Origin of the sequence: Pseudodesulfovibrio sp. 7M6, assembly GCF_050058625.1 — a bacterium.
Lineage (GTDB): Bacteria > Desulfobacterota > Desulfovibrionia > Desulfovibrionales > Desulfovibrionaceae > Pseudodesulfovibrio > Pseudodesulfovibrio salinus.
Genome location: NZ_CP188816.1, coordinates 272,277 through 297,968 on the forward strand (window position 1 = coordinate 272,277; position 25,692 = coordinate 297,968).

Sequence of the window (25,692 nt, forward strand, 5' to 3'; positions counted from 1 at the left end):
GGGGACGCAAGGGTTCGGGTTAGTTACCGAGTTCGGCTTCGTACTTTTTCTTGTAGGACAGCATGTCGGCAAGCACGGCGTCGGCATCGATCCCCTTGCCCGCAGCCTGCTTCTTCCAGGCTTCAATCATGGGCTGTCCCTTGGAGGCTATTTCAGCCATGTCGGCGTCGCTCAGCCGAAAGACCTCGACACCGTACTTGTCCTTACTCCAGGCCAGCGCCTGGCTGACGTAGTCGTCCAGGTACTTGCCGGTCCACTGCGCCTGCTCGCGGCCCAGGTCGTCCAGGACCTTTTTCACATCGTCGGGCAGGGCGTTCCACTTGGCCTTGTTCATGATGACGGCAAAGGGATAGACCGGCAGGTTGGTGATGGTCTCATAGTGGCAGATTTCCGCGAAGTTCATATCCTTGAGCACGTCGAAGGAGGAGACCAGCCCCTTGACCACGCCCTTTTGCAGCGCTTCCGGGGTATCGGACATGGGCATGCCCACGCCCCGGCCGCCCAGGTCGTTGATGAAGCTGACCAGGGAACCTGCGCCGCGCAGTTCCACCCCGGAGAGATCGGCCAGGGTCCGGATGGCCACCTTGCTCTGGATGTGAGAGGGCGCGGAGGTGAACATGGTGAGGACTTTGACGCCCTTGAATTCCTTGGGCTGATACTTCTGAAACAGGTCCCACATGGTCAGCGAGGCCACCTCGGTGGAGGAGAAGGCCACGGGCAGGTTTACTGCGGACATGAGAGGGAACACGCCGGGGTAGTAGGCGATGCTGATGCAGCCGATGTCGGCCTGGCCGGTCATCACGCCCCGGTACATGTTTTTGCCGCCCAGCAGGGTCGAGCCGGGGAAGGTCTGTACCGTGACGGCTCCCCCCGTCCGTTTCTCCACCTCGGCCTTCCACCGATCCATTTGCACGCAGGGGAAGGTTTTGGCGGGCGGAAAGTTGGCATAGGTCAGGGTGGTTCCGGCCCATGCGCCGGACGCCGTCAGCCCGATCAAGGCCAGAACGGCCAACAGGGTCAGCAAACGTTTCATCACTCTCTCTCCTTGGGAATAACGCCCGGGCGGTCTCTCACGCCGCCCGGGCGGGGGGATTACATATTCAGGTTGTAGGCCAGTACAACTGTCTTGCGTTTGGTGAAGCCCAAACCGCCCGGGAAGGTGTTAACCAGCACGCACAGCTGCTTGTGTCCGTCGTTGTTCAGATCAGCCAAGGCTACATCCGACACCTGTCCCTTGATGCGGCGCGTCTTCCAGGCAAGGTTCATTCCCACGCCGTCCCATGCCAGGGAGTGGATTTCACCCTGGGAGAAGTAGGTGTAGCGTTCGAATACCCTGGCGGCGATTGACAGATCCTTGTTGACCAACAGTTCATACTTGCCGTTCTTTTGCAGCGATGCGGCGATCATACGAATGGGAATATTATAGGTGTTGGACTTCTCATTGGTGGTCCCAGGTCCCATTCCGATAGCCCGGTCCGCCGTCTCAATGGCCAGGCCAGAACTGTTGTAATGATCGTCTCCGCTGTCACTGAGCCTTTCCATGGTCTGGCTGTAAACTTTGAGCCTGTGGAAATCATCAATAACGGCAAACTTGTATCCCAGCCCGTCAGGCAGGTAAGTCATGCCGAAGATATTGCTGAAGGGCGGAGCGGGAATGGTCTGTCCCAACTCGACTTCGTCACCCTTGACATAGGCCTCGTTGATTCGCTTGTCGAAGACGTCCCTCTGCCCTTTGCGCTGGGCCACGAGCACGGGCATGTAGGTGGGGGGCATGCGCAAGACACCGAGGAACTGGGAGCAGCGCTTGACAATATAGCTGAATTTGCCTCCCTTGAAGGAGAGGATATACGACTTGACCCAGCCTTCCGGTGCCATGGTGTAGTTGCGCTGATAGGTCTGGTACGCGGCTACGACCAAATCTTCGGCGCCGTCCTTGTTGACGTCCACCATGCTGACTCGGAGGTAAGCTGTGTTGTTGGGCGAAAGGTTCAGTGTGTCGAGCAACTTGAGCTTGCCCTGCTCGAACCGGAAGGCGGAAATGCCTTCCTTGTGGAGAATGAAGACCTCGTTTTTGCCGTCGCCGTCACCATCACCCACGACCATACTCGTGGAATAGAAGCGGAAGGTCTGGCTCCGCCAGCGGCCGGTGTCCTCGGTGCCGCCTTCATAACGGAACTGCGGGTTCAGTGCCGCTGCCTGATATTGATCATTTGCCGGGACAAAAGCGGAATTGATCGGAGCATTGGCCTGCTGGGTGGTTTTGAGGTCCTCGGACTTGGCCGCTTTCTCGGTGGTGGAGTATCCCGGACGATGGAAAACATCGCCCTGAATGGCCTTGCTCTGCTCATCCAGCCAGGGCGTAATTTCATCAATGCTCATCTGGCCGGTTTTGGACCATTCCGACCCTTCGGCGTCGTAGGCCTTGAGGGTCAGTGTCGCCTGAGTGTCCAGAATAGCGATGGAGCCGGAAACAACATAGTCCAGGGCCGAGCTTTTGATGACGCTCACGGCGTCGGCCTTACTCTTGGGCGCGGGCACATCCTTTGTGCTTTCGTCGCTGGCGGGCGCAACGTGGCCGGTCCACTCAAGGTTGCTGCGCAGGCTGGCCTGGAAGGCCTTCGGGAAATAGGCATACTTTTGTGGCCCGTTGTATGAGAACGGGAGCACGGCGAATTTTTTTGCATCCTGAGCCAGTGCAGAAGCGGCCAGGAAAAGGGTGGTCATCAGGACGACCAGGGAGATGCTGAAAAGCTTCTTGTTCATCAATTCCTCCGAAAAGGGGATGTAGTTCGCTGTTTGCCGCCGGTTGCTGCTGTGGTTGTGCGGCAGGTCCTTGTAACAGTTTACGCACCGGGTTGCAAAGAGGGTTGAACGGTTGCCACCGGACGGACAAGCCGCTATTCCTTGCCGATCAAAGGGACCCTGTTCCCTGTTCATTTCCTGGAGGAAAACATGACCCGTCCGCTCAGGTCGTTTCGCCTGACCTGTCCGCCTGAAAAAATCGGAATTGCCGAGGATTTGTTGCGGGCACAAGGGTTCGAGTTCGAGCCCGAACCCTTTTTCGAGTCGGCCCGCCGTCTGGTGCGGGAGCCCTTTGCCCTGGGGGAGAGTCTGGCCGCCCGTTTCGGCCATATCTATATACAAGACCGCTCTTCCATGCTGCCGCCTCTTGCCCTGGCTCCGGCCCGGGGTGCCTCGGTGCTCGACATGTGTTCCGCGCCGGGCAGCAAGACCGGGCTGCTTTCCGGTCTGGTGGGCCGCGAGGGCTTTGTGCTTGGTTCCGAGCCGTCCGCCGACCGGATAGGCACGCTGCGGGCCAATCTGCGCCGGACCGGTTGCGCCAATACGGCCACGACCAAGGGCGAGGCCCAGAATCTGCCCCTGCCGGATGGGCAGTGGGAGTATATTCAGCTTGATCCGCCATGCAGTGGATGGGGCACGGCGGAAAAGAATCCCAAGGTGATGGAACTGTGGGACGAATCCCGCACCGGCCCGCTCGTGGCGTTGCAAAAAGAACTTTTGCGGCGGGCCTATGATCTGTTGGAGCCGGGAGGAGTCGTTCTCTATTCCACCTGCACCACCAATGTGGAGGAAAACGAGGCACAGGTCGCGTGGGCCATGGATGTCCTCGGCTATCAGCTGGAACCGCTTGCTCCGCCGAGGGGCTTTCAATTTGCCGAACCGCTCATGCCGGGCATGGATGGCGTGCTTCGTGTGGCCGAGGAGTCGGACGGACAGGGCTTCTTTCTGGCCCGGTTTCGCAAACCCGAGGAGAGCGAGGTGTCGGAACCCTCCGTCGGGCAGGGTGCATCGCTGCCGGGGCAAAAGATAGATACGCGTCGGCTGGCGGGATGCCCGGGCTTGGCCTGGGACAGATTGCCGCCGGGAGAAGTGCGCGAATTTGGCGGCAAGGCGTATTTCCTGCACTACGAGGCAATGGCCCGTATCCCGACCGGTCTGCGTTGGCAGGGGTATGGCCTGGGGCGGGTGGCCGGAAAGGGGGATAGGGCGACGTTTCGTCCTGATGGATTGGCCCGGGTGCTTATCCCGGAATCGGACCGCGAAGTTGATATTCTGGATGTTGAGGAAGTCGAAATGCTTGCACGGTTGGTTTCCGGTCAAAGCCTGGAGTATCGCCCTGGAAATGGGCCGGTTGGCCTTGTTTTTCGAGGCCTGCCGCTGGCCTGGCTCTCCCGCAAGGGCCGCCGGGTTTTGCTTGCGGCAAAATAGTTTGTGATTTCAGTGTTTTGCATGCACTAAAAAAAATATTAAAAAGCGTTGACAAACAGGCTTGCTGTAGGCAGTATCCCTATTCGCTGACGCGGTGAGAGCAAATGCCGGTGAGTCTGAATCCCCTGAAAAATGGGTTGACAATCCGGAGCGCGCCAAGCTAAAAGCTCTCTTCTTGCGGGCGCGTAGCTCAGCTGGGAGAGCATCGGCCTTACAAGCCGAGGGTCACAGGTTCGAGCCCTGTCGCGCCCACCAAAATAGATATAAGGGGTCAACTTAACGCCCTTTATTGTATATGCGGAGCCGTAGTTAAGTTGGTTATAACGCCGGCCTGTCACGCCGGAGGCCGAGGGTTCGAGTCCCTTCGGCTCCGCCACTAAAGAACAAGGATCTTAACCGTTTAGGTTAAGATCCTTTTTCTATTTTCTGGTCCGAAAAACACCGGACACATCCAACGGACACATTTTTATTTTTAGGTAGTAATCGCGCAGGGTTGGAATGTACGATTTTGCCACGGCTTCCGGCTAAATGCATTTATCCTCTCAGATTTGCTTGGGAAGTGGGATGTGTCAGGTCCTTGGGCCAATCCTTGTGCCAAGGTCGATTAAATACTCGCGCCATTTTGCCAAATTATTCCTGCTTCTCTCGTCGTACCAATCGTTACAGATGTAATATCGGTCATTTACTAAGTTGGGATAGTATCTTCGACGACCATTAGAGTCGAAGACAACAGAGTTGTCTTCCGTGATCACGCTATAGTTTGTCGAGAGATGTGATCTACAGAACTCAATGTCTGCTAAATTTTGGATTTCTGAATCAGGTAGTAATTTTAGTAAGTCTGGCATGATGCTCAAGAAGTATGACTTTGTCGGTGAAGCATTTTTCATATTTCGCTCCAATGGGAAGTCACATGAGCCGATTGTAATCGTCTGTCCTTCGTATTCTGATTGATCGAAAGGTAGGGATTCTTTTGTCGGTTTGACGATGTTTGAGTCATACTCTGTATGGCAAGGCTTGCATATAAACTTGAAGGTGCTTGAAAGGGGTTGGTGAGCATCAAGGATTTCCTGTTCTAGACTATTAAGATCGGGGATTCTTATCGTCTTTCCATCAGTATAGTTTATCAAAACGCCTTCGATGATTTCTCTACGCCCCATTCCGTGAGCATGGGCTGACTCTAAGGTTGCCTTCTTTCCGCAAAACTCGCAGACATCATTCCGCTCAAGTCGTGCCTTTCGAGTTAAAGAGTTCACTGCGTTTCTGATTCTGGGGCCAATATAGTGATGGAATTCTTGTGTTGTTCCCTCAAATGATGCCACAGCAATTCTCCTCTTTTGGGTGCTTTTAGAAATACGGTAGCACGTATGAATCCTCTGTCAAGTGGTTAGTATAATTTGATATTATTAAAGGTTATTTTTGATAATGTAAAAGGCTGTGCTTTGATAATCTAAAAAGAAAGGGCTGGAATATTTGCTCCAGCCCTTCATAATGTCCCTATTCATACTTTGCTTTATTTTTATTGCAGTGATCTCTGACGAGAGTTAGCCAATGTTCGTACCAGTGCCAATATTTCCCCGCCACCATTACGCCAAAGCCTTTCTTGGGATTCTGGGCATCATGTTTCTTCCATAGCTGAGTATGGTGGTACATATTGAACTTGGAGAAGCCTTCGTCGTTCATTTTCTCTACGATTTGGCTTGGTAGATATTTCGCTTTTTCAGCCTCTTTTACGATGGTGTATTCTTTGTTGATCTTGCTCGCCAAGGGGTCATCAGCTTTGACGAACTCAATCACCCGGTCTGCTTGGTTTTTTCTGTTAGCAGCCTTGGGAACAAAAAGAATTCGGTAAGCATAGTGCTGGCTGGCATATTCTTCCTCTGTCAAAGCCTCATCGAAGTCGAGTACGTAAGTCTTGAGGCTTTTGGGTAAATCTTCGTATTCCTCAAGAAGCTCTTTTTGCTCGTCATCAATCGTTGAAAATTGAAGGCTAAATGACAGATGTTTTTCAATGCCATGTTTGTCGCCAAAGAGTGCTTTTATATACCTATTATAGTTGAGACAGCACGCTTGGAACCTGGCGCTAAGAACATCATCAATTCTCGAAGTCATTTGATGCTCTATCTCATGCCTTAAGCCAATTAAGAACCTGAGGTTGTTAGCAGTGTCTTTGTCGATGGGGGATTTATCATCATTGAGGCAACGTTCAAGCTCCCAATACTTGTAGGCTCCGTTCTTGGTTTTGTCGTAGACTTTTCGTTTTCCTCTCTGTTCATAGTAACGGTATGTGACCTTTTGAGATCGGTAAAATGCGTGAAGCAGGTAGGTCCAAGAAATGATCATCAAGACGACATAGCTTTCAGCCTTAAAAGTTATACTCGGATTGTTGAATATTTGAACGGCGGCAAGGGCCGCTTCACGCGATTTCTTAATCAACTCATCTTTGATCGATCCCCATTTTCTGATTCGTTTGGCTGCCATGATTATCTCTCTATATCCACGTTCAAGGGAGGTCTCATCAAACCGATTGCCAAGTCTTCCAGATAGAATCTATTCGCTGCATGTTCATCGCCATCAAGCAGGACAGGACAACCCAATATTTTCTAAGATAAGAGTCCTGGTGTCTTCTTCGGTTTGGAAGAAGTGTTCAACACCAGCTCGGAGTTGACAGGACGTAGTTGGGGCCTTGGCCTTTTGTGAGTTCTCGCCCAAAGGGAGTATTCGCTTCGCTTTCAGCATAAGGTGCTGACCAATTCTTCGATTGATTCCCGAAGTGGTCTTCCCAACGTACAACGGGACAGGATAACCAGCTTCAGTTCCCAGCCACTCATCATCAAAAATAAGTTCGACAGGTCGCTCTCCGGGACCTTTAAGAATTATGTGCTTATTCCTTTGCCTGAGTCGTTCAGAACTCCCGGTCCACCAAAAAGCATATATGCCGCTTTCTTTCGGCAATACGTTGGCCTTTAGACTTTCGTGGTTTTTTGACACCACCTCTACGAGTTGAGTATGCTTGATACGGCAAAGTTCTTCGAACCATCGTCCGATGGTCCCTCCATGAACTGAAGACATAGTTCACCTTTTAATCGTTCGTGTTTATAGCCACATACCCGTCCATCAAGAAAATGCCAAGGTCTGAACAAATAGAAAGGGCTGGAACTTTCGCTCCAGCCCAGGTTTGATGAGGGGTTGAGGTCTGCCTAAATGGCTTTCTTGTGAGGATCAAAGTCCTCAGTAATTTCCTCGGAATCCGAAGCCTGAAGAGCTTGAGTAATCTCAGTCATGATGGGGTCTTCCGGGTAGGCTTCCAAGTATTCCAGAAACCCAATGATGAAAGCAGTGTTGTCAACATTTCCACCGGATTAGAACTCAATGTCATTGGTGTCGTTCATGATAGTCAGGTTCATTTTCGGATGTCCGGCATCTAAGAGCTGGATGGGGTGAATCTACGGATGCTATGAAATCCGAAGTACGGAACTCCCGCCTTTTTGCATACATTGTGCGTGAAGCATTTTCGTAGCTGCTCAATTAGAATTCCCTTGTCAGCAATCCTTTTTTCAGGCGATCCGGCTTCCCAATGTCGTACCCCTTAAGGTGTTCCAAGATGTGCTCCGTAGGGTGTGGCGCCCACCCTTCATGGTTGCCGGTGTAACAGCTTCGGTAAACTATTATCATACCGTTAGCCTTGGCATTCCCTTTCTTCGTACTGGTGGTTGCTGAATTGAAATTTGAAGACGCAATACCGATTTGTTGGTATTTTGTCCCCAGGTTTGGAGGGGGTGTTCTTATGCCGCATATAATTTCCGTATCGCCAGATGAGATGCCTATGCATCTTTTGCTTGAAGCCGATCCGTCTGAAAAGAATATCAAAGAGTATCTTACTGGCTCTTTGTGTTATCTCGTCATGAAATCGGATGAAACCCTCGGTGTATGTGTTTTGAATCGGATCGAGGATTCAGTTTTGGAACTGTATAATATTGCCGTCTGCTCCAACAGGCAGAAGCAGGGAATCGGCACGGCTTTGTTGCGCCATGTCATTCGGGAAGCAAAGGCTAAAGGTTTCAAGCGAGTTGAGTTGGGCACCGGGACTTTTGGGTACCAACTGAGGTTTTACCAGCGTGCCGGGTTCCGGGTGGTTGGAATAGTTCCTGATTTCTTTGTTGATAACTATGATGAGCCGATTTTCGAATCGGGCATTCAACTCAAGGATATGCTGCGATTGGCCCTGGTGCTGTGATCCCGCACATCATGCCGGAGGCTGGGGGGGCGAGTCCCTTCGGCTCCGCCAGTAACGAACAAGCCCTTACAGTTTACTGTTGGGGCTTTTCCATTTTCTTTTCATTTTCCCCCTTTGGGTGGCCCCTATTCAAGACGTTCAGGCCTGGCATTGCTTCTTCTTTTGCCAATAACGGGCAGGTCGTGGTAGGAATGGCATTATTGGGCATCTTTTAACACCGTAGGGGGAGGGATGAGTACGATAGATGCTAGCCGCAATGACGTGGCTACACCTGGAGTGAGAGTAGAAGCGTCTTCCCGGTTTGACTACTTGGATAACATCAAGTGGACTCTTGCCGTGCTGGTCATCTTGCACCATTCTGCGGCAATTGCCGGGCTTGACCCGTTTCCTATAAATCTTCTTCACGTTCGCTTGTCGGAACAGTATCAATACGGCATTCTCAGGACATTTCAGTCGATTAACCAAGGCTTTTTCATGAGCCTGTTCTTTTTTATCTCAGCGTATTTCGTCCGGCCATCTTATGCAAAAAAGGGGGCTTGGCTATTCATGAAGGGGAAGCTCAAGCGCTTGGGGATTCCCACCGTATTGACGATACTGTTGATTGATCCGGTCGCGTTTTACATCGCGAAGGATGAAACCTTGTGGGACACCATGCGAATGGTCGTCCAAATGTACACGGACATGTTGAGATCATGGAATCTGATTATGGGGGTGACGTGGTTTTGTTGGTCCTTGATCGTGTTTAATGCTGTCTATGTTCTTGTGCGAGCATTTACTCCATCCGTTGATGTCACTCCAGCATCGCCTGCTCCTTTCCCCAGTTCTTTCAAGATACTGTTGTTTGCAACAGCCATGATTCCAGTTAATTTCATCGCATTACATGTCATGAATGTGGTGGGAGATGATTTTCTTGGGTTTCACCTCCTGAAGTATTTTCCCATGTACGTGTCCATGTTTTGTTTCGGCCTGCTGGCTCAGAAGAACCAGTGGCTCGATGCACTGAACTTCAACCACGCCTTCATTTGGATGGTCGTATGGATTTTAGCAAGGGTGTTTTTGGATCCGCTGTCTCCTATGGCAAGTCGTCCTTTTGAGGTTATCGGTATGAGTATTTTCCTCGTGTACGGTTACAAGACCTTGTTCAACTTCACTTCCAAATGGTCCAAGCGTTTTTCGCGTGTGGCCTATGCCGCATACATTATTCAAATCATCCCCTTGTGCCTGATCGGGAAACTGTATGAGCCGCACATGACGCAGTATCCTTTGGTGAACTTTTTTTTGATCGGGATTCCCGGGGTAATCATCACGTTTTCATTGGCTCTCTATATTTGCAAACTGCCTGTTTTGAGAGACTTGTTTTGATATTGATTCTGTTGGAGCCAGCGTTTGGGTGGGGGGGGGCAGTTCGAGTCCCCTCGACTCCGCCAGAAAGAACAAGGACTTCGATCCGTTTATTGGTGTCCTTTTTCTTTTGATTCCGGGAGAAGTTTGGTTAGGCTTGGTGGTCAGAATCTGGTTTAACCGGCAGCGGGTGGAATATGTGGGATGCAGGAGAGACTTATGTGGAGGCGATCTTTGACCAACTTGCCTCTGATCAGGATTTGGAAGAGGTTTCCTTTCAGCAGTGTGTATTCAAGAATTGCAGTTTTCAGTCCTGTCGTTTTGTGGATTGTTCTTTTGATGCCTGCGAGTTTGTCCAGTGCAATCTGTCGCTTGCGGAGTTCATCCGACCGATTCTGGCCGATGTGCGTTTCGTCAATACCAAAATGGTCGGCCTTGATTGGAGCCACATTCTGGGCTTTCCGACAGCATCAGTCGAAGGGTGCATCATGCGGGACAACGTCTTTATGAACATGAACCTGTCAAAGCAGCGGTTTGTGTCATGCGATTTGACTGGAGCCACCTTTTCCAACACCAAGCTGGTACATGCTGTTTTTGATGATTGCGACCTGTCACAATGTCAGTTTCACCAAACCGATTTGTGTTTCGCGAATTTTGCCACGTCTCGAAACTACTTTATCAAGGCCGAGTCGAATCGTTTGGAAAAAACAGTGTTTTCGTTGCCTGAGGCCGTGTCTTTGCTAGCCAATTTTGATATTGTGCTTGAGTAAAGTCTTTGTCGCGTGGGAGGCCTTTCAGTTTTGCTAGCTAAGTAAGGGCGTCAATTCAGTTGAATTGGTGTCCTTTTTTTGTCCCGTCATTCCGTTCTAGTGATTCCAAACCCTGTCAAGCCGCCAAGTTATACCTTTTTTACCCGTTTTGTCGCTTCTCATTGCCGTTTTCCCTTGGGCCGAAAAACGGGTGTAGGCTCGTCGGGATTTCTGGGGATGCCCTCCGGGAACGAAACGCAAGGAGAAATAGCATGAATGAGCCGTATCGTTGTGATTTGCGGCCCGGCCCGGATGGCCGCATTATCGGGAAAACCGAAATCGTGGCGGGCAAGCCCACCGTATGGAGCTACGCCTATGACAAGGCGGGTAGGCTGACCGGCGCCACGCGGGACGGTCGGACCGTCTGCGACATCGGCTACGACCGGGAGGGCCGCCGCTCCCGCGACTACTTTCCGCACCTGGACACGCACTACCGTAACTTCACGTATTCGGTCATGGACAATCGGCTCCAGCGGGCGGGAAACAACGGTTACACCCACGACAAGAACGGGTTCCGCTCCATCTGGAACCACGGCGGGCAGTATACGCTCTACGAATACGGCCCGGACTATCGGCTCATGAAGGCCGAGAAGCGCGAAACCGGCGAGGTCTTCGAGTTCACCCACGACGACCAAGGCCGCCGGGCGGCCAAGTACCGCAACGGTCGGGCTGTGGAAACCTACCACTGGCTCGACTTCCTGCGCCTGGATGGTTTTCACGACGGCGAGTCCGGCTACCGTTTTGCCTACCGCAACAACGAACGCACTCCCTACGCCATGCAGCGCGAAGACGGAGCTGAGGCCTACTTGTTTTACGATCAGGTCGGCTCCCTTCGCGTGGTTGCCAATGCTGACGGCGAGGTGATAAAGGAGATTCTGTACGACCCGTTCGGCGGGATTATAGAAGACAGCAACCCCGGCTTTCGCCTCCCCATCGGCTTCGCTGGAGGGTTGCACGATCGCGACCTGGGCTTCGTCCGCTTCGGCTGGCGGGACTACGACACCTTCACCGGCAGGTGGACCGCGCCCGACCCCATCGGTGACAAGGGCGGCGATACGGATTGGTATGGCTATTGCCTCGATGATCCGGTCAACGGGGTGGACCCGGTTGGGTTATTGAAAAATGAATATGGTGAGGATGTCCCGGACGGACGCATTATCACCGAATATGTTCCGGGCTTGGATATGCTTTTTGGGGGGATCGGAACCAGCAAACATGTTAAGAAACGACTTGCTGAACAGAAGGAAGAATATACGGACGAGAACGATTGGAAGATGAAAAAGGAACTCGATAATGAGGCAAGTGACTATAATTTGCTTAAAGGTATATGGGATACGGTTACAACAGATACTGATGAAGAAATATACAAAAAGCGAATAGGGCGTGCCAAAAGAAGAATCGGGAAATAGCCAAGGACGGGGGCAGGTGAAAAGCCTGCTCCCGGAATATGGAGAAGTAAGTGGGTATACTAAAAAAAGAACATTATAATCGAGGGTTGTTTGTTTCGTTGATCGTGGCTTCAGTTTTCTTTCTACTTCCACTGTTGTATTTTTTTGTTAATGGATGGATCAGAAGCAACGCACTTATACCTCTCGATTATCTTTTTATCGTTGTAATTGTTGTCTTGCTCAATGTCCTGGCTCTAAGAGGATGGTTACTTTGTTTTTATATTTTGTTGTTGACCATGCTGGCAGTGGGCGTTGCTTTTCTTGTTGCTGACGACATTCCGCAAACCAGAAAAATTATCGGTGCCGTCTGGTCCTGTAGTGCATTGTTTTTGTATTACATGAAAAAAAGGTCCCAGACATAGGATGAAGCAGGCCTTTAGGATGGGCAGGAATGATTGGAAAGAACTTCGGCAGAATTACACCACCCAAAAACATACCTCCCAAGCCGCTGAAAGATGCAAGTAACCTTGGAGGTGTTGTCGGCTCAATCGTTGGCAGTGAATATACCGATTTTTGGCTGAGTAAAGCCCTGGAAACCGGGAAGAGGAAAAAGTGATAGCAGGTCTCGTCTTTTGGATTATTGCAAGCATTGTTTGCTCTGTTGGTGGAGTCGTCTTCATACGAGAGTGGTATTACTCTCGGCATACAGACCTTCGCCCGTTTTCATGGAAACGGTGGTTCAACAAAGATGAAGGCCTGAACCCGCGTGAGAAACTTATCAACGGGATCATATGTATCATCATTGGTGCTTTTGCGACATTGATCTTCCTGTCTTCCCTTTAGATTCACCGATACGCCCGAGGCAAAAGCCTCGGGCGTGTTTGATTTGTATGGTGAGTGCTAGGCGGCGTCTGGCGGACGGGGCCTTGTAAGGCGATCATGACGGCCCATACAGCCCTCGCTTATCAGGAAAGCAGTCAAATTTGAAAAGGAGGGAGCCGCCATGTCCCTCCTTCTCGTCGAGGCCCACCGATGGCTTGACTTCGTTCGGCTTAGCGCGTTCCACGACGGGCGCATGGGTTACGAGTTCGGGTACTCGGACAATGAACGGCTTCCCTCGGCCATGCGGCGCGAGGACGGGGCCGTGTTCACCCTGCACTTTGATCAGGTCGGCTCTCTGCGCGTGGTTGTCGGCTCGGATGGCGACGTGATAAAGGAAATCCTGTACGATCCCTTCGGCGGGATCATCAAGGACACCAACCCGGGCCTGCGCGTCCCCATCGGTTTTGCGGGCGGCCTGCATGACCGGGACCTGGGCTTCGTCCGTTTCGGCTGGCGGGATTACGACACCTTCACCGACAGGTGGACAGCTCCCGATCCGCTGGGCGACGAGGGTGGTGATCCGGACTGGTATGGGTATTGTCTGGATGATCCGGTCAATGGCAATGATCCCTTGGGGTTGATGGGGAGTCATCCGGAAGCGCCGGAAGGACCTTATGAAACAGAGCCTTCTTTTCAAGATAGCTGGCAATGGCAGGCAAGCCCCAAAGCATGTGAAAAGTGCCGTGCCCTTGACGGCAGAATGTTCTTTGATGACTTGAGCAATGCCCCTGAAAAGCCACATCCAAACTGCAAATGCAAGCTTGTAATGTGCTTTTACCACTCAGGATTTTCAGGATGGAGTGCTGTCAAGAAGGGTAAAGCGACGTATAGCTATCCAAATCCAGTTGTCTTTCCTTTTAGCTTGAATATCGTTCCTGTGTTGTTGGAAAAAGTATATACTATTACTGAAGAAAGAAAGCGTTCTACTGTTAGAGAGTGTGGAGATAGAACAGAGGCAATAAAGGTAACTCTTGAGCAAAGGGATCGCTAAGTTGTTGAGACGAAATATTCTAACGCATATCGCAATAGCGATTCTGTATTTTGGACTAACAATCCGTGGGTTCCAGGCGATACTCGAGGAGGAACAATCCATCCGACTTACTAGTGCCATAGGCTAATTATGAAAAATATTCTGTTTTATTTAGCTGTTTGCTTTTTTGTCGTTCCTTCATGTGCATTCGCTCAGGAAAATATTGTACCTGTTGATTTCATCGGTCCAAAGCCAGGATACTGGTACTACTATGAGGGTGCTGGTGGTCTCACTATGCGTAAAGGAGGTCTGGCATGGGATAAGGAGGACGCGCTTATTGTGGAGAGCACGATAACTTTCCCCGTAAAAGTGGAGCCAGCAAGTCTTTGCATCAACGAACTTAATGAAGTGTATGGCATTATGGCAGATGGAGCCCGTTTGCTGATAAAGAAATGGGGTGCAAATTCAGGCCCTGTTCGTCTTGTCGAGTTCGACACCCAAAAGCCTACTTGGGGGCGGATGGTGACATTGCACACGAAAGAGAAGGTCATGTCCAAATGCAAAATTCTGTCGACCTATAAGAAGTTTCTTTTCGGGAAAGAGCGGACAGTAATAGAAGTTGGCGGAGATTACTGCATCCCAAGGACGTATGCTTCAGGGATAGGGCTTATCCGGTTCAATAACGACCTGCAGCTCGTTCGCATTGAGAAAGATGGCCAACCTGTTACACAGTACTGAGTCTGAAATCCCTGGGAGACTGCATCTTTAGTTTACATGAGGAGGAGTCCGGATATCCTTCTGCAGCCGTAAAAATGGGTGTTGTGATGTGGTGCTTGGGGATCAATCATGAGAAGGTCGTTTTACATGGATAGACAACCAGGCCGGAGCTTTCGCCCCGGCCTCATTTTTCCCGATTCTAATTCAGGCGCATCCTAGAAGGTCCCATCAATCTGGGCGAGGGCGTTGTCGAGACCGAGCGAGCGCAAATCGCGGGCGGTGTTCGGATTCTTGTGGCGCAGGATGTGTTGGATCAGGGATTATTTCAAATTCTGTCAAGCTGCCAAGTTATGCCTTTCTTATCCTTTATGCCGCTTCTCATTGCCGTTTTCCCCTGCTCCGAAAACCGGGTGTAGGCTCGTCGGGATTTCCGGGGATGCCCTCCGGGAACGAAACGCAAGGAGAAACAGTATGAATGAGCCGTATCGTTGTGATTTGCGGCCCGACCCGGATGGCCGCATTATCGGGAAAACCGAAATAGTGGCGGGCAAGCCCACCGTCTGGACCTACGCCTATGACAAGGCGGGTCGCCTGACCGGCGCCACGCGGGACGGCCGGACCGTCTGCGACATCGGCTACGACCGGGAGGGCCACCGTGCCCGTGACTACTTTCCGCACCTGGACACGCACTACCGCAACTTTTCGTATTCGGTCATGGACAATCGACTCCAGCGAGCGGGAAACAATGGTTACACCCACGACAAGAACGGGTTCCGCTCTATCTGGAACCACGGCGGGCAGTACACGCTTTACGAATACGGCCCAGACTACCGACTCGTGAAGGCCGAAAAGCGCGAAACCGGCGAGGTTTTCGAGTTCACCCACGACGACAACGGCCGCCGGTCGGTCAAGTCCTGCAACGGCCAGCCCGTGGAGGCCTATCGCTGGCTCGACCTCCTGCGCCTGGATGGATTTTACGACGGCGAGTCCGGCTATCGTTTCGCCTACCGCGAAGGCGAACGCACTCCCTACGCCATGCAGCGCGAGGACGGGGCCGAGGCCTACCTCTTCTACGACCAGGTCGGCTCCCTGCGCGTGGTTGCCAATGCCGACGGCGAGGTGATAAAGGAGGTCCTGTACGATCCCTTCGGCGGGATCATTGAGGACACCAACCCCGGCTTCCGCATCCCCATCGGCTTCGCGGGCGGCCTGCACGACCGGGATTTAGGCTTTGTGCGTTTCGGCTGGCGGGACTATGACACCTTCACCGACAGGTGGACTGCCCCCGACCCGCTGGGCGACAAGGGCGGTGATCCGGACTGGTATGGCTACTGTTTGGATGATCCGGTGAACGGGGTAGATCCGTTGGGGCTGTTTGCATGGCTCTCTCAACTCCTTGCTAAGAAAGCCGCTAATGAAATTGCCGACACTTCCGAATCCCAAAAGGACATTGAGTGGGGTGGAAAAGGGCGCACTCTGCTTGACGGGCCGATGTACGGCAATTGGGGTGGGAAAAATTACAGCGGTGGTAAAAGCGGCGGAGATATTGGTAATGCTGCTCCTGTCGATAGCTCTGATGCCTTATACAAACGGCATGATCTTGCTTACAATGAGATACAGAATACTCCTATCTTGGGTGATGTAAAAAAGACTCAGCGTACGATGACGAATAAGGCGGATAAAGAGCTGGTTGAAGGGCTGCAAAAGCTTGATAGTGATCCTCGGAAGTGGGTTTCTCCGCCTCAAGAAGGGACTGAAAAGTCTGCTTCTTGGTATAAAGATAAAGCAATCTGGTGGTTTAAATGAGTAATTGCAATGGAAACGACTCTAAGGCGGAAGTGATATCAATGCTTTTGTGCATAGCGTCCCTTTTGCCTTGGATTATTTATAGTTGGAGATGGGGGGGGCTGTTTGATTCATTCGGTGCTGTTATCATAGTTCCAATATTACCATGGGTTGCTCTGTTGGGGTTGCTTCTAAAATATAAAAAGAAGCCCCTTAGACATTATTGGTGGGGATTAAGCTCGGCTATGATCAGCTTGCCTCTCCTTGTTTTTAATGGGTTTATTTTTTTATGTTGGGGCTTACACGGTTTTGCGCCGTAATCACTTGTAGAAAAAAGGCCGGAGCTTTCGCTCCGGCCTCTTTTTTTCCCGCTTTAATAGAGGTGCAGCCTAGAAGGTCCCATCGATCTGGGCGAGGGCGTTGTCGAGACCGAGCGAGTGCAAATCGCGGGCGGTGTTCGGATTCTTGTGGCGCAGGATGTGTTGGATCGGGGGATTATTTCAAATTCTGTCAAGCTGCCAAGTTATGCCTTTCTTATCCTTTATGCCGCTTCTCATTGCCGTTTTCCCCTGGGCCGAAAAACGGGTGTAGGCTCGTCGGGATTTCCGGGGATGCCCTCCGGGAACGAAACGCAAGGAGAAACAGCATGAATGAGCCGTATCGTAGTGATTTGCGGATCGGCCCGGATGGCCGCATTATCGGGAAAACCGAAATAGTGGCGGGCAGGCCGACTACCTGGACCTACGCCTATGACAAGGCGGGTCGCCTGACCGGCGCCATGCGGGACGGCCGGACCGTCTGCGACATCGGCTACGACCGGGAGGGCCGCCGTGCCCGCGACTACTTTCCGCACCTGGACACGCATTACCGCAACTTTTCGTATTCGGTCATGGACAATCGACTCCAGCGAGCGGGAAACAACGGTTACACCCACGACAAGAACGGGTTCCGCTCCATCTGGAACCACGGCGGTCAGTACACGCTCTACGAATACGGCCCGGACTACCGACTCGTGAAGGCCGAGAAGCGTGAAACCGGCGAGGTCTTCGAGTTCACCCACGACGACCAAGGCCGCCGGGCGGTCAAGTTCCGCAACGGCCAGCCCGTTGAGGCCTACAGCTGGCTCGACCTCCTGTGTCTGGACGGTTTCCACGATGGCGAGTACCGGCTATCGCTTCGCCTACCGCGACAGCGAGCGCACCCCCTACGCCATGCAGCGCAAGGACGGGGCCGTGGCCTACCTTTTCTACGATCAGGTCGGTTCCCTGCGTGTGGTTGCCAATGCTGACGGCTATGTGATAAAGGAGGTCCTATACGACCGCCTTCGGCGGGATTATCGCAACCCCGGCTTCCACATCCCCATCGGCTTCGCTGGAGGGTTGCACGATCGCGACCTGGGCTTCGTCCGCTTCGGCTGGCGGGATTACGACACCTTTACCGACAGGTGGACCGCGCCCGATCCTTTGGGAGACAAGGGCGGTGATCCGGACTGGTATGGCTACTGCCTTGACGATCCGGTCAATGGGAATGATCCACTGGGGTTGTTTTGGGAATGGGCCATTGGTCAAGGTGTCCGACAAGTAGCCAAAGCTGGAATCAAGAAGGCAGGTAAGGTGCCCGCTGAGAAGAACCCGGATAATCGTTTTCTGGAAGGTTTGAATATATTTCTAAATGGTAAAGAGTTGACGAAGGACCCTATGGGATCTGACACTGATAAGGATGGTGTTTGCGATTATTATGATTACGATTCCGATTGGGATGTCAATCCTGAAAAATTGGCAAAGGACAGAGAATAATATCATAAAAATAAACGTAGGTTAAATAGACCAAACAACGGTAGGTGATTTGTAACTAATGAAGGGATGATACCCCCGCCACAGGGGCATGCCCGTGACAGGGGTGTCACGCTTCCTAAACAACTATGGATGCTAGTCATGGAAAATAAAAAAAATATTTCCATAAAGTATAACGTGATCTTGTTTGTTGTTCTTGTCATCTCTCAATCAATCAAGGCAATTCTGGAATACAAGAACGACAGTAGCATGCTCATCGATTTCGTCTTTGAACACAATCCATTAATAGGTACTCTTGTTTTAATCTCTATTTTTATTTTCTCATCAGTCGTGTTCGTATGGGTTGTTAAATCCTTTTGGGATCGGTTCGTATCACGAATTTTCCAGGTCAGGCCACTAACGATTAATGAAGCAATCGGCGCCATGCTCTTTCTCTCGATAGTTTCTCTAGGTTAGCCTGTAGCTCTAGATTGGAGGGGCAGCCTATTCCACTCGCACAACAATCGATCTGGTGGCCTGCCTTTGGCTCGTCTCGCTGTAGCTGCGACCAGTTGCTCTGATGGTGAGTTTAGATTTACTTCAGCGAGGTGATAAAAGAGGTCCTGTACGATCCCCTCGGCGGAATCATCAAGGACACCAACCCCGGCTTCCGCATTCCCATCGGCTTTGCGGGAGGGCTGCACGACCGGGATTTAGGCTTTGTGCGGTTCGATTGGCGGGACTACGACACCTTCACCGACCGGTGGACCGCGCCCGATCCTTTGGGAGACAAGGGCGGTGATCCGGACTGGTATGGCTACTGCCTTGACGATCCGGTCAATGGGGCGGATCCGTTGGGGCTGATGGGGGTAGTTCAATACTTACCTGAAATCAATCGAGCAGGTATCTTCATTTCCAACGAAGTTTCGACAGGGCAGCCCGGTTGGTTTGACATACCTGGGAAAGTTCAGGAGGCTGGCAAATGGTATTTGGAAACGGTTGATAAAAACATTCAAAAAATCCAAGAGGGAAGGCGGGATAGCACGAGGGACCGCAATCAGCGGTAATGCCGGGACCTGTTGTTTCCCAATATCAGTATGGGGCGGCGTTGCCGCCCCAAGAAGACACGCAGCACTTGTCAAAGGTGCAGAAGAGCTACACCATGCACAAAGCCATTAAAGTTATATTGGAGTATAAAGTATACATTTCCACAATATCAGTGCTTGCGTATGTTGTTAGACCAATGGTGCTATCGAACGCACTTGGTTATTTTATTCCAATATTGCTTTCATCGCCGATATGCACGTTTATCATTGTCAATATGAAACCAACAACAAAAGGATATCTGCGGACTCTTTTCAGCATGAGATCTACCGCCTATTCCGCATTGTCTGTGTTTTCGATATTGATGACAGGGTATCTGTATGCAATTATTAAGATCATCTCCAACTTGGATGTAAGCTTGTTCCTTTCATTTATTCCGATATCGGCAATTTATTATTTTTTCTCGCCGATACTGGTATGGTTATGCAAAAGGCAATGGTCTGGATTCCAACCATTTAAAAAATACATAGAAATAGCATTTTTTGCATGTATTTTGACAACGTTCTCAATACTCGTCAGATCGATGCATCTTGATAATAAAATCCTTATAGAGGTTTTTGCTTTTTCGAGTGTTTTCATGCTGATCACGACCTTTTGCGTCCTTGCCGGGCTTATTTCACCGGATAAGCCGTTGGATGAAATGCCGGAGTGAACGCGGACGCAATAGCTGCTCAATGCAATTAGCAACGTCATTCCATTGATGTGGTGGCAGACGCCTTGGAAAAGAAATTTTTGAATCCCAAAGACGTTTCCCAGAAGTCAAGATTCATTATGAACGCAAGTAGGGCTGTTGTCCTGGCTGGGAAGTTGTTGCTTCGATGCAAATGTTTGTTTGTATTTAGATAGTATGATAAATATTGGTTGATTCCGTTGCAGAATCAATGCTGGGGATGCTTCGTTGCTACGAAGCCTCCTCAAAATGGGATATGAATATAATTAGTACCGCCCTCATCCTTTTGTGGCCTGCATTTATCTCTCAATTGTTTTTTTATGTTAGCGTGGCCACGAGCAACGACATTATTAAGTTCGGGACCTGTATTGCCGCAACTATTCCACTATGTTTCTTCGTTGAGAGCATCAAAGGAAAAATGACTCTCGTCAAAACCGGACTGATTTCATTCGTGGCGGCAGGAACGATGCTTCTGACATGGCGTATTGATCCCTGTCATTCCATTGGTTATTTCCCGGCAAGCAGTATTTTGTATTTATTATCTGTGTTTTCTTCGTTGTACTTCATAATACTTTTGCTATGTGGAATTTCCCATAGGGTAGTTAATCATTTTGTTGTGAAGAGCTTGTGATGAACCAAGCGAAAAAGGCCGGAGCTTTTGCCCCGGCCTTTTTCGTTATCCGGTTTGTTTCAGACACAGCCTAGAAGGTCGCATCGAGTGCCGAGGCCGAGTGAGTGCAAGCTGTGAGCGGCGGTTCTTGGGCCTTGTGGTGCAGGAAGAGCTGTACTCAAAGAAGGGATACCTTGCGTGGCAGAGAACCCGCGACATTCATAGGCCGGATGCATGGCATATGAAGGGCTTTACGCCAGTTCTCGAAGGCGGCCTCGTTTGCTTAAGCTGTTGCGGCATCTTTCGGGGGAGGCATTTGCCTTCACCGGGGGGATATTAGTCCCCACAGCTTGTCGCGTTGCGCAGGGCCACACAGAGCTGGGCCGCGCAGGAAGTGTTCTTGTTGCCGCAGGTGATGGTGTCGAGTTTGTCCAGGATGTCCTCAACGCGCATGCCGGTTACCAAGGCTGACACAGCCTTAAGGTTGCCGTCGCAGCCGCCTGTGAAGTGGACGTAAGCCAGGCGGCCGTTGTCGATTGTGAAGCGGATCAGTTTTGAGCAAACGTTTTCAGGAACAAAGGTTTCCATGTCGCCGGAGAGTTCGGGGCGGCTGGTGGAGCGAGTGGGGGAATTGAGCTGAAGAGATTTCATGTGTGAGAGCTTCGTTGGTTGTAGGTTAGTAGTTCTTACGCAGGCCTATGGTCCCGCCGAGAACGCTGAAAGTGTTTTCCACGACGATGATCGCCTCGGGGTCGATGGCGAAGATATCTTTTTCCAGCGAACGCAAGCGCAGCTTGTCGGAGATCGAAAGGATCATGTCCACGTCCACCCCCGAGTAGCCTCCCTTGCCGGAGAAGACCGTGGCGTACTGCTTACGCCCATGGGTTATGGCTTGGGCAACCTCGTTTCCCTTTCGGGTCAGGATGCGGATGGCCTTGCGCTGGTTGAAGAGGGAAAGGACGTATTCCGTTACCACGGAGCTGATGAACAGCATCACCAGCGAGGCGACGATGATGTCGGGGCTGAAGCGGCCGAGGGCTGCGACCATAATCATGGCGTTAACCATGAAGTAGAAAATGCCGACGCGGATTCCGTACTTGCGGTTCAGGATTACGGCCAGCACATCCAGGCCTCCTCCGCCGCCGTATGTGCGCAGAATCATGCCGGTCCCGGCCCCCATGCAGGCACCGGCCGCGATGGCCGAGTATATGTCGGCACGGATGCCCAGGTCACATTGCAGATAGGCCGTCAGTGTGGCTATGAGCAGCATGGTGTAGAGGGTGAGAAAAAAGAACCTTCGGCTTACGCCCCTCCAGGCCAGGATGAACAGGGGGACGTTGATGAGCACGTACCAGTTTGACAGAGAGAGCGCCGGCACCACGTTGTTGAAGAGCACGGCAAGGCCGTAAACGCCCCCGGGGACAAAATCATGGTGTGCTGCGATCCCCACGTAGCCGAGGACGTACAGCGTAGCTCCCAGAGTCAGTACAAGGATGTTCCATCCCAAACTGTCGGTTACCGTTCCCATTTGAATATTCATGTGTCACTCCTTCCTTGCCGGCTGAATCAGAGGGGGGAACCATAAAGAGCAATGGGTGTACCCGCAAGACTTAATGGGCGGGCCCATCCGGGGCGCTTGTGACACGCGGCGGCAGCTCTCTTTATGAGAGGATACGGAGGAGGGGGCGGCAAGCAGCGGGAGAGTGGAGGGGCAAGGAGCAAATTCCATGTGTTGTTTTGATAACAGATTAAAATGGCAAGGGTAATATGAGTAATGGGTGTTCGCCGTTGCTGTTGAGAATGAGGTCAAATGTTTGCAGGAGGTGTGGTAAATTTCGAGAAAATAGTGTGTTAGAGGATCTTTTGGAAGTTTTGTTCAATTTTGCGGGGACGACTGATTGACGCGGCTTTTTTCTTGAGCTAGGACTTGTAAAAATAAAAACGCTGTTCGACAATGTCGAACGTGAGGTTGAAATGTCTGAAGGTAGAATTATCCAGTCCGTAGCGCGGGCACTGAATATCCTGGAGCTGTTCGAGGCTTCCGAGGATTTGAGCGTGACGGAAATCGCCAACCACCTGGATTTGAGCAAGAGTACTGCCTTTGGTCTGATCAATACCCTGACTCACAAGGGGTATCTGGAGCAGAATCCTCGTGATTCGCGGTACCGCTTGGGTCTCAAGCTCCTGCGGATGGGCGGGGCCGTGCAGCGGAACAATATTTTGGTCAACCGCGCCAGGCCGTTTATGGAAAAGCTCGTGGAAGAGTTTTCCGAGACCGTTCACCTGACAGTCGAACGAAATGGCATGGTTGTCTATATCGAAAAGATCGAGGGCGCAAAGGCCATTTTCGTGCAGTCCGCCATTGGTGCGGAGAACCCGATGTACTGCACGGGTGTCGGGAAATGCATGTTGGCGTACATGCCGGAAGCCAGGCGGAACCGGTTGATCCGGAACATGCAGCCGATGGTGCGGCGTGGCCCGAACACCATCACCGACGTTGATGAGTTGCTCAAGGAACTGCAAAGCATCCGCCAGCGCGGCATCAGCATTGATGACGAGGAGCATGTGCCGGGACAGATGTGTGTCGCTGCCCCGATTCGGGATCATAATGGCGAGGTTATCGCGGCTATCAGTATATCTGGAGCCAAGGCGGGAATCTCGTCCAAGCTTGTTGGCCGGGTCTCCGAAAAGGTGGCGCAGACAGCACAGCAGATCAGCGCTGCCTTGTAATTTTTTTTTCACACATAGTGTGAACGGCGTGCGCTATAGCCGCACTGTAAAAGTTTTTTGCCGCCAATCCCTGCGAGGGCAGAGTGTGACTCACAGGATGGGCAGTATGAATGCTAGAGTTTTGAAAGAGACCTGAAAGTGACTGCCGAGAGTTGCGTAACTTTTCGGGAACACACAGGTGGGGCGCAAGGCGTTTGTTGGGTCGATTTCGCATATGATGTGAACAGAGTGCGATAATATAGCACGACCTGAAAGCGAATATGGCCCTTTGGACAGCGGTTCAGGTTGCCTGGTTATGCAGTAAATCTGCTCTCTGAGGCGAATAAATAGAGGATGATAGCTCCGCACGGTCGGGAAATGGAGCGTGTCGGAAGTCATTTTAGAATAGGGTTTTCATTCTTAGTGTGAACAGTGTGCGTAATAGTCGCACAAATTGGTTGCGGTCCTAATGTGTAAATCGACAACTGAGAACCGGAAACGGATGGACGAGTGGGGAAACAGTTGTCGGCAATCCCCTGGGAGGATGTGAAAAGTCGTTTAATGATGGAGGTAACTGGTTACAGGTGTCTTCCTCCGTTGCCGAGCAATGATACTTGGCGGTCACGGGGGACGATTAAGTCGGGTGCCAGACTGCTTGCCAATCCGGCGGCAAAAGGTTCTGGTCGGCTCTCCTTGAGAGCTAGCAATATTCTAACTTTCACGCTGGAAGAAAAATGTTCCTGCCGTAGTCCGAGATCAGGCAGGAGCCGGTCGCCCCACCCGTTGGCGGACAGTCGATAAATTTCGTCCGCTGAAGCCGGAAATCGGGTAATGTCCTTAACTGGACTGAACAGGCGACACCCTGGTGGTGTAATGCCGCCATCGCCGAAAAGCGCGTGCTCAGGTTGTTTCGTCGCTCGGTGATGTCGGGATTATTGGAAACGAAAAGATTTTAACGTCGGAACATGGAAACAGGGTGAGTGCCCTTGGCGCCCCTTCCGGAGTGTTCCCGGCATAAATAAACGAGAATGCAATGACTCCATTAATGTTTTTGGTAATTCTTGTGATTGCCATCGTATTTCTGATGCTGCTGATCATGAAGGTCAAGATGCACCCCGTCCTCGCCCTTTTCCTCACCAGCCTCGGGCTCGGTCTGGCATTCGGCAACGGTATTATCGGTACGGTCAACCTGATCAATACCGGCTTTGGCGGAACCCTTAAGGGCATCGGCGTCACCATTATCCTGGGTTCCATCCTGGCCATGGGTATTCAGGATACCGGCGCTGCTACCGCCATCTGCAACTTTTTCACCCGCCTTTTCCGCGGCCGTGCCCTTGAGCTTGCTCCGGCACTCACCGCCTTTGTCGTCTCCATTCCGGTTTTCGGCGACATCACCATGGTACTGACCGCTCCCATCGCTTCCATCCTGTCCCGTCGCAAAAAGATCTCGATGTCCTCGATGTCTTCTTTCATCGGCATGGGCCTGGGACTGACCCACGGTCTGGTTCCGCCCACCCCCGGTATTCTGGCCATCGCCCTGATGTATGGTGCCGACCTCGGCCTGACCATCTTCTGGGGCACCATCATCTCCTTCATCGCCTTCATCGGTACCTGGCTGGTGCTGCGCGGCTGGGCTGCCAAGGAATGGATCGAACCCCGCGAGGACTTTGTGGAAGGCGTCGAGCCTGCCAAATCCGATGCGGTTGAGGACGTCATCATTCACGAGAAGGGTCTGCCCAGCGCTCTGATGTCCCTGCTGCCCATCCTGATCCCCGTCATCCTCATCACCTTTGCCTCCTTTGCCAAGGTCTACATGAAGGACGGCGGCGGAGCGCTTACCTTCTTCACCTCTGTCGGTGACCGTGTCATGGCTCTGTCCCTGGGTGTCGTTTTCACCATCATTCTCGGCTTTGCCAAGGGCCAGAAGGTCAAGGCGCACCACCTGAAGACCACCGGCGAAAAGGATATGACTCTCAGGCAGATCATTTTCGGCACCTGGGTTGGCCGCGGCCTCGTGGTTGCCCTGCTGCCCCTGCTCATCACCGCCATGGGCGGCGCCATGGGTGGTATGTTGAAGAGCGTTCCCGTCATCAAGGAACTGGGTACCATGGTTGCGGATACCAGCCTGCTGCCCATCATGATTCCGTTCTTCACCGCTTCCATCCTGATGACGGCTGTCGGCTCCATGACCACTGCCGGTCTGACCGCCGCCGCCATCATTCTGCCCATGTTGGATTCCCTGGGGCTGTCCCCCATTGCCGCCACCCTGTCCATCGGTTGCGGTACCATGATCTTCAGCCACCTGAACGACAGCGGTTTCTGGATCATGACCCAGTTCTTCAACCTGAACACCAAGCAGGGCCTGAAGTACCTGACCGTTCCCCGGGCCGTCAGTGGTGTGATCGGCTTCATCGCCCTGGCCATCTTCGTGTCCATGGGCCTGATCTAGTCGGCTGAACAACATTAAAACA

Annotated in this window: 22 protein-coding genes and 2 tRNA genes; 18 read left to right on the forward strand and 6 right to left on the reverse strand. The window is 51.8% G+C overall.

Annotated elements, in window-relative coordinates; translation table 11 throughout:
* Positions 1-19: 19 nt before the first annotated feature.
* Positions 20-1,033, reverse strand: coding sequence for a TRAP transporter substrate-binding protein (locus tag ACI0FG_RS01225; RefSeq protein WP_419786738.1), 1,014 nt, complete (start codon positions 1,031-1,033; stop codon positions 20-22).
* A 59-nt stretch (positions 1,034-1,092) separates the two neighbouring features.
* Positions 1,093-2,763 (reverse strand): FG-GAP repeat domain-containing protein, encoded by a 1,671-nt coding sequence (locus tag ACI0FG_RS01230; protein WP_419786739.1) that lies wholly within the window; start codon positions 2,761-2,763, stop codon positions 1,093-1,095.
* A 189-nt stretch (positions 2,764-2,952) separates the two neighbouring features.
* Here ACI0FG_RS01230 and ACI0FG_RS01235 point away from each other — a divergent pair, with 189 nt between their 5' ends.
* The 3 genes from ACI0FG_RS01235 (at position 2,953) to ACI0FG_RS01245 (ending at position 4,606) form a co-directional block, all read left to right on the forward strand.
* Positions 2,953-4,230, forward strand: coding sequence for an RsmB/NOP family class I SAM-dependent RNA methyltransferase (locus tag ACI0FG_RS01235; protein ID WP_419786740.1), 1,278 nt, complete (start codon positions 2,953-2,955; stop codon positions 4,228-4,230).
* A 179-nt stretch (positions 4,231-4,409) separates the two neighbouring features.
* Positions 4,410-4,485: transfer RNA gene (locus ACI0FG_RS01240), tRNA-Val, on the forward strand.
* 44 nt (positions 4,486-4,529) lie between these two features.
* Positions 4,530-4,606 (forward strand) — tRNA-Asp (locus ACI0FG_RS01245).
* 193 nt (positions 4,607-4,799) lie between these two features.
* Here ACI0FG_RS01245 and ACI0FG_RS01250 read toward each other — a convergent pair.
* Positions 4,800-5,549, reverse strand: coding sequence for a hypothetical protein (locus ACI0FG_RS01250; RefSeq protein WP_419786741.1), 750 nt, complete (start codon positions 5,547-5,549; stop codon positions 4,800-4,802).
* 175 nt (positions 5,550-5,724) lie between these two features.
* Positions 5,725-6,708: a DUF3644 domain-containing protein gene (locus ACI0FG_RS01255; protein ID WP_419786742.1), complete on the reverse strand. Its 984-nt coding sequence runs from the start codon at positions 6,706-6,708 to the stop codon at positions 5,725-5,727.
* Positions 6,709-8,053: 1,345 nt separating this feature from the next.
* On the opposite strand from ACI0FG_RS01255, the gene ACI0FG_RS01260 reads away from it, so the two are divergent.
* The 13 genes from ACI0FG_RS01260 to ACI0FG_RS01320 all read left to right on the forward strand — a co-directional run bounded on the left by ACI0FG_RS01260 (position 8,054) and on the right by ACI0FG_RS01320 (position 19,884).
* Positions 8,054-8,464, forward strand: coding sequence for a GNAT family N-acetyltransferase (locus ACI0FG_RS01260; protein WP_419786743.1), 411 nt, complete (start codon positions 8,054-8,056; stop codon positions 8,462-8,464).
* Between the two features lie 231 nt (positions 8,465-8,695).
* Positions 8,696-9,826 carry an acyltransferase family protein gene (locus ACI0FG_RS01265; protein WP_419786744.1) on the forward strand — a complete coding sequence of 377 codons (1,131 nt, stop codon included), beginning with the start codon at positions 8,696-8,698 and terminating at the stop codon, positions 9,824-9,826.
* A 176-nt stretch (positions 9,827-10,002) separates the two neighbouring features.
* On the forward strand, positions 10,003-10,575 hold the full coding sequence (locus tag ACI0FG_RS01270; RefSeq protein ID WP_419786745.1) for a pentapeptide repeat-containing protein: 573 nt from the start codon (positions 10,003-10,005) through the stop codon (positions 10,573-10,575).
* Between the two features lie 251 nt (positions 10,576-10,826).
* Positions 10,827-12,023 carry an RHS repeat domain-containing protein gene (locus ACI0FG_RS01275; protein WP_419786746.1) on the forward strand — a complete coding sequence of 399 codons (1,197 nt, stop codon included), beginning with the start codon at positions 10,827-10,829 and terminating at the stop codon, positions 12,021-12,023.
* A 50-nt stretch (positions 12,024-12,073) separates the two neighbouring features.
* Positions 12,074-12,424, forward strand: a complete 351-nt coding sequence (locus ACI0FG_RS01280; protein WP_419786747.1) for a hypothetical protein — start codon at positions 12,074-12,076, stop codon at positions 12,422-12,424.
* 29 nt (positions 12,425-12,453) lie between these two features.
* On the forward strand, positions 12,454-12,618 hold the full coding sequence (locus ACI0FG_RS01285) for a hypothetical protein (protein WP_419786748.1): 165 nt from the start codon (positions 12,454-12,456) through the stop codon (positions 12,616-12,618).
* Positions 12,619-13,005: 387 nt separating this feature from the next.
* Positions 13,006-13,875, forward strand: coding sequence for an RHS repeat-associated core domain-containing protein (locus ACI0FG_RS01290; RefSeq protein WP_419786749.1), 870 nt, complete (start codon positions 13,006-13,008; stop codon positions 13,873-13,875).
* 129 nt (positions 13,876-14,004) lie between these two features.
* Positions 14,005-14,592 (forward strand): hypothetical protein, encoded by a 588-nt coding sequence (locus ACI0FG_RS01295; protein WP_419786750.1) that lies wholly within the window; start codon positions 14,005-14,007, stop codon positions 14,590-14,592.
* A gap of 450 nt (positions 14,593-15,042) precedes the next feature.
* Positions 15,043-16,377, forward strand: coding sequence for an RHS repeat domain-containing protein (locus ACI0FG_RS01300; protein ID WP_419786751.1), 1,335 nt, complete (start codon positions 15,043-15,045; stop codon positions 16,375-16,377).
* Positions 16,378-17,002: 625 nt separating this feature from the next.
* Complete coding sequence (locus ACI0FG_RS01305; protein ID WP_419786752.1) at positions 17,003-17,644, forward strand: hypothetical protein; 642 nt, start codon at positions 17,003-17,005, stop codon at positions 17,642-17,644.
* The gene (locus ACI0FG_RS01310) at positions 17,589-18,152 is read left to right on the forward strand and encodes an RHS repeat domain-containing protein (protein WP_419786753.1); all 564 of its coding nucleotides are present in this window, start codon (positions 17,589-17,591) and stop codon (positions 18,150-18,152) included. Before ACI0FG_RS01305 ends, ACI0FG_RS01310 begins: the two co-directional genes overlap by 56 nt.
* Before the next feature lie 584 nt (positions 18,153-18,736).
* Complete coding sequence (locus ACI0FG_RS01315) at positions 18,737-19,195, forward strand: RHS repeat-associated core domain-containing protein (RefSeq protein ID WP_419786754.1); 459 nt, start codon at positions 18,737-18,739, stop codon at positions 19,193-19,195.
* A gap of 95 nt (positions 19,196-19,290) precedes the next feature.
* Positions 19,291-19,884, forward strand: coding sequence for a hypothetical protein (locus tag ACI0FG_RS01320; protein WP_419786755.1), 594 nt, complete (start codon positions 19,291-19,293; stop codon positions 19,882-19,884).
* 964 nt (positions 19,885-20,848) lie between these two features.
* Here the strand turns inward: ACI0FG_RS01320 and ACI0FG_RS01325 are convergent.
* Both ACI0FG_RS01325 and ACI0FG_RS01330 read right to left on the reverse strand, forming a co-directional pair.
* Positions 20,849-21,163, reverse strand: coding sequence for a TIGR03905 family TSCPD domain-containing protein (locus tag ACI0FG_RS01325; protein ID WP_419786756.1), 315 nt, complete (start codon positions 21,161-21,163; stop codon positions 20,849-20,851).
* A 25-nt stretch (positions 21,164-21,188) separates the two neighbouring features.
* On the reverse strand, positions 21,189-22,052 hold the full coding sequence (locus ACI0FG_RS01330) for a YitT family protein (protein ID WP_419786757.1): 864 nt from the start codon (positions 22,050-22,052) through the stop codon (positions 21,189-21,191).
* A gap of 434 nt (positions 22,053-22,486) precedes the next feature.
* Between ACI0FG_RS01330 and ACI0FG_RS01335 the strand changes: the two genes are divergently transcribed.
* Together ACI0FG_RS01335 and ACI0FG_RS01340 are read left to right on the forward strand one after the other, a co-directional pair.
* The gene (locus tag ACI0FG_RS01335) at positions 22,487-23,242 is read left to right on the forward strand and encodes an IclR family transcriptional regulator (protein WP_419786758.1); all 756 of its coding nucleotides are present in this window, start codon (positions 22,487-22,489) and stop codon (positions 23,240-23,242) included.
* 1,012 nt (positions 23,243-24,254) lie between these two features.
* Complete coding sequence (locus ACI0FG_RS01340) at positions 24,255-25,670, forward strand: GntP family permease (protein ID WP_419786759.1); 1,416 nt, start codon at positions 24,255-24,257, stop codon at positions 25,668-25,670.
* Positions 25,671-25,692 lie beyond the last annotated feature (22 nt).